Origin of the sequence: Moorena sp. SIO4E2, assembly GCF_010671945.1 — a bacterium.
GTDB classification, from domain to species: domain Bacteria; phylum Cyanobacteriota; class Cyanobacteriia; order Cyanobacteriales; family Coleofasciculaceae; genus Moorena; species Moorena producens.
This window is the reverse complement of the sequence record NZ_JAAHIE010000435.1, coordinates 1-6,358: the sequence shown is the minus strand read 5'-3', so window position 1 is coordinate 6,358 and position 6,358 is coordinate 1. Positions and strand designations below refer to the sequence as shown.

Here is a 6,358-nt window from a genome sequence, read left to right as displayed (position 1 = left end):
CCTAATGCTCCGGAACAAAATCCGGTAGAAGATATTTGGTTACAAGGAAAAAGTTTCTTGAGAAAATTTTATCATATTTGCAGTTCTTTTAAAAAAGTAAAGTGGTTATTCAAGTTTTTTACTGATGGTCAAATATTTGATTTTCCCAAACTTTTTAAGTATGGAATTTTGCCACAACCTATTTAGGATTGCTATATTAATCAATTCCCTTCGATGACGTTCCACAAATCTACCTAATTGTCGATAACCCCAATAACCACTCATCATTCCCATAATTATGATTAGAAGCACCAGCCAGAGAGGATGACGAAGACCATGAGGATCTCGATGATCAGGTATTTGTTTGAGATAGTCGATTAAGCTTTTTTCGATGATCCATGGGATATAAGGGAATTTAGCCCGGTTTTTCCGGCTATTGCTTCAATATACACCTTTTTGCTCTATAATGAAACAGCCCTGGGTCATTAGACACGGGCTTTCCTGCTACCTAGATCTTTATGAGATAATCGTAAGCATTTAGCGATCAGCTCTGGTCTACTAAGCTTTTGAAGCCAGGAAAACTTAGGCATTTGGCTGAGGACAGTGAGTACATGATTATTCCTGGGACTTCCCTCAAGAAGCTGATAGCTGATACGCGACACGCGCTATAGCTGAAGTCATGAGGGTAGACACTGCTGAGCTGCATGACGCTGTTGTAATAATGGAGGACACAATCTATGGCTTATTTCTGGTTCAAGGCGTTTCACTTCATTGGTGTAGTGGTTTGGTTTGCCGGTCTGTTTTATCTAGTGCGTCTGTTTGTCTATCATGCAGAGGCTTCACAGGAGCCGGAACCTGCCCAAACCATTCTCAAAAATCAGTATGAGATTATGGAAAAACGTCTCTATCACATAATTACTACCCCAGGTATGGTGGTAACGGTAGCGATGGCAATTGGTTTACTGGTCACAGAACCAGAAGTGCTCAAGCAAGGTTGGTTACATATCAAGCTGGCTTTTGTAGCCCTTTTACTGGTCTATCATTTCTATTGCGGTAGGATTATGGGACAGCTGGCTGCCAATCAATGCAGTTGGACTGGTCAGCAGTTCCGTGCTCTCAATGAGGCACCTACTGTCTTACTGATGGTAATTGTTTTACTGGCAGTGTTTAAGAACAGTTTGCCTACAGATATTACGTCTTGGTTAATTCTTGCGATGATTATAGCAATGGCTGCCTCAATTCAGTTGTATGCCAAAAAGCGGAAGCGGGACAAAGAGAAAAGCTTGGCTACCACGTCCCAAGCAGAGCCTCAGCTTTGATTATCAGCTTTGATTAATAGTCATTGGGGACCGATGTTAGTCCCCACAGGAAAGTATAATAAGGGCTTAATGTTTTTGCCCTGGAAGTTTACCGTTAACCGTTGACGTGAACTGCATCGGCTGGGTCACATGTTTTGTTTATTTTTACCGACTTAACTTATCAACCACCATTAACAAACAATCCATAACATCTTAAAGTTGCCTTATGTCCGCTATACCACTTAAATTAAATCTTAATGATGGTTCGGTGTCTTTTCCATTCACCGCCGATGCTGCCAAAAAATTGCAACGTCAGCTTTACCAACTGATGCAGAGTCTGAAAGCTGCTGCTCAGGTATCTAGTGGTGGTAGACCCAAGCCTCAACAACCGATGGAGTACCAATTTACTGGGGATGTCTTTCTTGAGATTTTCTGCAATCCCAATATCTATCCTTCTCCGTTTGCTGCTAAAGTCTTAATTACCCTCAGAGATGATCGCATCCGCTTGAGTACGGAAGCTGAACTGACTCGTGTAGTAGAAGATGTTAACCTGTATTTGGAACAAGTCAGCTGAAGGCTGGGGTGTCATTTCCAGCAATTGTTGTCCCGTGACATCCTGCCTAATGTCTCTCAAGAAACTAAGGTCAGAGGCAACAGGTGGGATAGGGGCAACAGACGGAGATGGTGAAGATGGGGAAGAATTTGTTAACCGTTTCGGCTCTTCCATAGCAGATGCACTGCACGTCCGTGGGACGTCCTTAAGAAAAAATTTATGGTAAATCGTTAGTATAAATGAACTCCAACAATCTCCTGGAATTACTGCAAACTGGGTTTCGCGCCTCCTTGGGGGCAACAGCCTCTTTCGTTGAAACCCTGCAAGACCCTCAAAAGCGTGAAGAAAGTCTGGCTCAGTTTCAGTCAGATTTCAATCAACAGGTGACTGAGTGGGCGGAAAAAGGAGAGACTACTGAACTTGAAGCCCGACGTTTTATTGAGCAGATGTGGAATCAACCAGGTAATCCCGTGGGTACACCGACAACTGGTACCTCCAGTGATCCTGCTGCAGCATCATCTAGCAATCCTGTTCAGTCCAATGCACAGGATGATATTGAGGAACTGACAACACAACTTGCTGATCTTCGTAAGGAGTTAGAGGAATTGCGTAAATCAGACAGTAATAGTTAGATTGAAATAGTTAGATTGACACGGAGCGTGAAAAAACTCAGGTCTGAGTGGGAGACTAAAGTGGGAGACTAATAGCCTAGAAATCAACCACGGGAAACAGAAACTCCGCTCAATCTCTGACATTTCTGTTCCCATCTAATGGATTTACCCACTCAGGGCTGAGATACCATCAACTCAAGGCTTTTGATTACAAATGGCAGCTTTGTTACTCCCCAACACTATTCCCTGAAGTTTGCTGATATATACTCAACCGCTGACGGTTGCCCAACCCATCTAGTAAGTCACTATAGCCTTTATCGGTGGCATTGATGGGGTTTTGTTAGTTACCTACTCGATCGCACTTTTTTGTCTTAGGATCAGCTTCTATGCCGTTTGACTGAGGTCGCTTAGTCATTTTCCCATTGTTGAGAACCGATCAGGTCAGCAATACGGTCTCTTAGCAGGAATTCGCACTGCTCTAGCTCACACTCCACACACAGCCATTCTCGAGCTGGAATATATTGGCAAAGAACGTAAATGGGCTGTTGACGACTGACAAATCCTTTATCCACTAAGCGACGTGCTTCGTCTTGGATCACATCGATTGAATAACGGATAGAAGGGGTAGATGGCACTGTGTTAACACTCATGGATATCTTATCAGCTTGATCTAAAAAACGGGGATACGATTATATTAATCCAAATTTACTTACTGTGAAATAAAATTATTTCAGTATAAGAAGTTACCATTGACCAAGATTTGTTGATAAGGATCTTCCAATACTTTGGGCAAGTTGTCAAAGTCTAACCCATGGACAGCTAAAATGCCTACTGGGTTATGACTGAGCCATTGGTCATTGGCTGTAGGAGCTACCTTTCTCTCAAACCCCCTGTCTCTCTAAGGACTACCTGGCTGCCAAACCCGTCTGACCACCCCCAGATACCATTGGTTAAGTAATCAGAATATGGGATATATTTTATTGGCTGTTTGTTAAATAAAGCTTAAATCCTTGCTTAGGGTGGGATAGGGGGCGAGTACTGTGAAAGCTGATCAAGTCTCTCTTTATGCAAAGCGCGAGTGGGGGAAACCCCCATGAGCGCACCGGTAGTCGCTCATGGGGTGGCCTCCTTTGACCGCGCTACCTCGCTGCATCGCTTTAACAGAGCTGTCCGCCTTAACCCACCCATATTCATTACTCTAGCTGTCTTAAGATTTACTTTATAAATAGTCTCTTAATAATCCGGGGATGGGGGATAGGAGTACAGCTGGAATTATCGGTGGTTTTCTATATTGGATTGGTGATTTTGTCAACTCCTATTACTTGACCAGGGCTATATGCTTCTGTTATACTAGTGGTTATTTTAAAATGTCTAATTACTATAGGTTTTGGAGTAGTTCATCTTCATCTTGTCCTCTGCTCAAGCTGTAGAGGGGCAAATTGGCAAAAATTAGCTTAAAACTCCCTAAAAATTAAATAAATCTCACAAAAGTATCTATTGTTGAGCTTTCGGGTAACAATGCTTTAAGAGCGATCGCTTGAGCTGCTGGCATCTGCCCGTAAGAAAATACATATGGTGTTTCCGGTGGCAACTCTGGCAGGAACTGCTCTAACACATAAGGACTACCGTAAATCACGAGAGCTTGTAAATCCCCAGTTTTCAACAACATCTTAAGCCATGCCCTAGCTACTGCTGTCAATCCAGCACTACCCCGAAACGGGTTACCTCGGATAAATAGCTGTAGCAGAGTAGTTTTAGCACCAACAGGATTATCGACTACTTCCGAAGGTAGGGTCGTGTGACTATCAACCAGTTGGAGTTTGTAACCCAGCCTTCTTGGTAAAGCGACTGCTGGTGTATGCTGTCCCAAAAAGTCACAAGCTAAGAGATCATCGACCAAAATTAGATTACGTAACGGTTGATTACTGCTGCTGGGTATTGATGATAAAGCTAGAAAACCTCTAGTTATCTGGGAAGCCTGGAGAATATCGGCTACAGTCGTGATTGTGGTTGGTTGAGCTAGTTGCGAGAGCCAATTGGGGTTGGGTTGAAATGTTATCGGTTGTTGAGCTGGATCATCGTCTAAGCCCGACTCCAGGACAGGTTGTGAGAGGGGGTTTTGTAGAGATGCTATTTGTTGTGCAGTGGAGTGTTCGTCTAAACCCTCTCTTTGAGAGTGATAGCCCACTTTACGTTTTGCACGACTTATGCGCTCTACTGATGCCTGAATCCGCTGCCGTGAGATCCGTCCTTGTTCGACTGCTTGACAGACTGCCTCAATTGCTGTTTCGGGATTAACGGGCATCAAGAGAATATCAGCACCGGCTTCTACAGCCATGACTGTGGCTTCATCGGCACCATAGCGATTAGCAATTGCCCCCATCACTAGAGCATCAGTCACAATCAGTCCTTCAAATCCCAAGTCTGTGCGCAACAGTTGAGTCAAAATTCGCTCAGAGAGGGTGGCGGGGTGTTGGTCATCCCAAGCTGTAATTAGGAGGTGAGCGGTCATGATGGCATCTACCCCAGCAGCGATCGCATTGGTAAAGGGAGGCAATTCAACCGTAGCTAGTCGCGGTGGTGAGTGGGGCAAGATTGGTAAATCCAGATGGGAATCTGTCGCGGTATCGCCATGACCGGGAAAATGCTTGGCAGTGGTTAAGACTGGATAGGGTCGGGTTCCTTCGATAAAAGCAGAAGCCAATTGGCTAACGATTTGAGGGTTATCACCAAACGACCGGACATTGATAACAGGATTTTGGGAATTGTTGTTGACATCAACAACTGGTGCCAGGATCCAGTTAATCCCAATGGCCAACGCTTCAGTAGCGGTGATTTCTCCCATAGTACGGACATACTGCAAAGCTGGCTCAGGATCGTTTTGGGCAATGGCTCCCAGTGCCATCGGTGGGGGAAACCAGGTGGCACCGGCAAACCTTTGACCCACACCTTCTTCAATATCAGCAGCGATCAGTAAGGGAATTTTTGCCCACTCTTGGAGTTGTTTCGACCTAAGGGCGAGTTCCACAGCACTCCCGCCTAGTAAAATAACACCCCCAATACCCAACTCTTGCAACCAACGCTGCAATTGCTGGGCTGGGGGTTCCCAAATCGGATACTGAATTTGGTGATCAAATAGGTAGCCGGATGCTCGAACCACTACCATTTGCGCCACCTGTTCTGCTAGGGAAAGGTTATTTAGATCAGGCAGTGACTTTGGGAGAGAATTCAAGCTTGTGCTCCAGAAATATCGTCTTCGAGTTGCTTGCTCTGGCGTTCTTGAGAAAGCTGATTCAGTAAGTTCAGCATCTGATCGCCTCCTTCGAGACCACGGTCTTCAATAAACATGACCTCTGGTGTGCGGCGCAGGCGAATCCGCCGACCTAGTTCTCGGCGGACATAACCTGTAGCTGATTTTAATCCAGCCATTGTTTTAGATCTTGCCTCATCAGTGCCATAGATACTGACATAGATCTTAGCGTGCTGCAGGTCGCCAGAGACATCAACGTTGGTAATGCTAACCATCCCACTACCGACCCGGTCATCTTTGATATCGTTAAGCAACATGTGACTAACCTCCTGTTGAATTAGGGAGGAAACCCGATAAACACGGCGATTTGTAGTCATGACGTTCCCTTTGTTAAAGTATGGGCATCATCGAAAGCTGCGCGCACCTAGTCTAAACCTAGTCTAAACCTAGTCTAAACCTAATCTAAACCGGACTGAAGCCGAGCATGCCACGTAGGGTGAAAACCAAGAATAGAGAAACTCCCACGACTATGCCAATTAATGCGATCGCAGTTAGGGGGCGGTTCAGTAGTGGTTTTACCAGCAAAAACAGGGAATAGAATATCCCTAGAGTAATACTGATTAGATAGCGTGGGTAACGAGATACATTTTTAAAAAAGTCTTCCATT

At 44.7% G+C, this 6,358-nt stretch carries 9 protein-coding genes and 1 pseudogene; 5 read left to right on the top strand and 5 right to left on the bottom strand.

Annotation, left to right across the window (positions count from 1 at the left end):
• Positions 1-186, top strand: a pseudogene (locus F6K37_RS29695) (IS630 family transposase); the annotation flags it as partial.
• On the opposite strand, the gene F6K37_RS29690 reads toward F6K37_RS29695, so the two are convergent.
• Positions 106-357 carry a transposase family protein gene (locus tag F6K37_RS29690; protein ID WP_502709561.1) on the bottom strand — a complete coding sequence of 84 codons (252 nt, stop codon included), beginning with the start codon at positions 355-357 and terminating at the stop codon, positions 106-108. The pseudogene F6K37_RS29695 and the gene F6K37_RS29690 overlap by 81 nt on opposite strands.
• Before the next feature lie 359 nt (positions 358-716).
• On the opposite strand from F6K37_RS29690, the gene hemJ reads away from it, so the two are divergent.
• The 4 genes from hemJ (at position 717) to F6K37_RS29670 (ending at position 2,462) form a co-directional block, all read left to right on the top strand.
• Entirely contained in the window at positions 717-1,298 is a 582-nt protein-coding gene (gene hemJ, locus F6K37_RS29685; protein WP_008179923.1) for a protoporphyrinogen oxidase HemJ, read from the top strand.
• Between the two features lie 205 nt (positions 1,299-1,503).
• A complete protein-coding gene (locus F6K37_RS29680; RefSeq protein ID WP_008179925.1) occupies positions 1,504-1,851 on the top strand; it encodes a hypothetical protein in 348 nt (115 codons plus the stop codon).
• 34 nt (positions 1,852-1,885) lie between these two features.
• On the top strand, positions 1,886-2,056 hold the full coding sequence (locus F6K37_RS29675) for a hypothetical protein (RefSeq protein WP_154659683.1): 171 nt from the start codon (positions 1,886-1,888) through the stop codon (positions 2,054-2,056).
• Positions 2,057-2,069: 13 nt separating this feature from the next.
• A complete protein-coding gene (locus F6K37_RS29670) occupies positions 2,070-2,462 on the top strand; it encodes a hypothetical protein (protein ID WP_008179929.1) in 393 nt (130 codons plus the stop codon).
• 386 nt (positions 2,463-2,848) lie between these two features.
• Here the strand turns inward: F6K37_RS29670 and F6K37_RS29665 are convergent, their stop codons facing one another.
• The 4 genes from F6K37_RS29665 to F6K37_RS29650 form a co-directional block, all read right to left on the bottom strand.
• Positions 2,849-3,091 carry a DUF4327 family protein gene (locus F6K37_RS29665; RefSeq protein WP_070395448.1) on the bottom strand — a complete coding sequence of 81 codons (243 nt, stop codon included), beginning with the start codon at positions 3,089-3,091 and terminating at the stop codon, positions 2,849-2,851.
• An 821-nt stretch (positions 3,092-3,912) separates the two neighbouring features.
• The gene (locus tag F6K37_RS29660) at positions 3,913-5,673 is read right to left on the bottom strand and encodes a glycoside hydrolase family 3 N-terminal domain-containing protein (RefSeq protein WP_008179932.1); all 1,761 of its coding nucleotides are present in this window, start codon (positions 5,671-5,673) and stop codon (positions 3,913-3,915) included.
• Positions 5,670-6,068: a 30S ribosome-binding factor RbfA gene (gene rbfA, locus F6K37_RS29655; protein ID WP_071106699.1), complete on the bottom strand. Its 399-nt coding sequence runs from the start codon at positions 6,066-6,068 to the stop codon at positions 5,670-5,672. Before rbfA ends, F6K37_RS29660 begins: the two co-directional genes overlap by 4 nt.
• 85 nt (positions 6,069-6,153) lie before the next feature.
• The gene (locus tag F6K37_RS29650) at positions 6,154-6,357 is read right to left on the bottom strand and encodes a DUF751 family protein (protein WP_071106700.1); all 204 of its coding nucleotides are present in this window, start codon (positions 6,355-6,357) and stop codon (positions 6,154-6,156) included.
• Between the last annotated feature and the right edge of the window lies 1 nt (position 6,358).

Coding starts and splice junctions, on each gene's coding strand:
- F6K37_RS29665 (WP_070395448.1), bottom strand. CDS start 3,091: ATGAGTGTTAACACAGTGCCATCTACCCCTTCTATCCGTTATTCAATC.
- F6K37_RS29670 (WP_008179929.1), top strand. CDS start 2,070: ATGAACTCCAACAATCTCCTGGAATTACTGCAAACTGGGTTTCGCGCC.
- hemJ (WP_008179923.1), top strand. CDS start 717: ATGGCTTATTTCTGGTTCAAGGCGTTTCACTTCATTGGTGTAGTGGTT.
- F6K37_RS29650 (WP_071106700.1), bottom strand. CDS start 6,357: ATGGAAGACTTTTTTAAAAATGTATCTCGTTACCCACGCTATCTAATC.
- rbfA (WP_071106699.1), bottom strand. CDS start 6,068: ATGACTACAAATCGCCGTGTTTATCGGGTTTCCTCCCTAATTCAACAG.
- F6K37_RS29680 (WP_008179925.1), top strand. CDS start 1,504: ATGTCCGCTATACCACTTAAATTAAATCTTAATGATGGTTCGGTGTCT.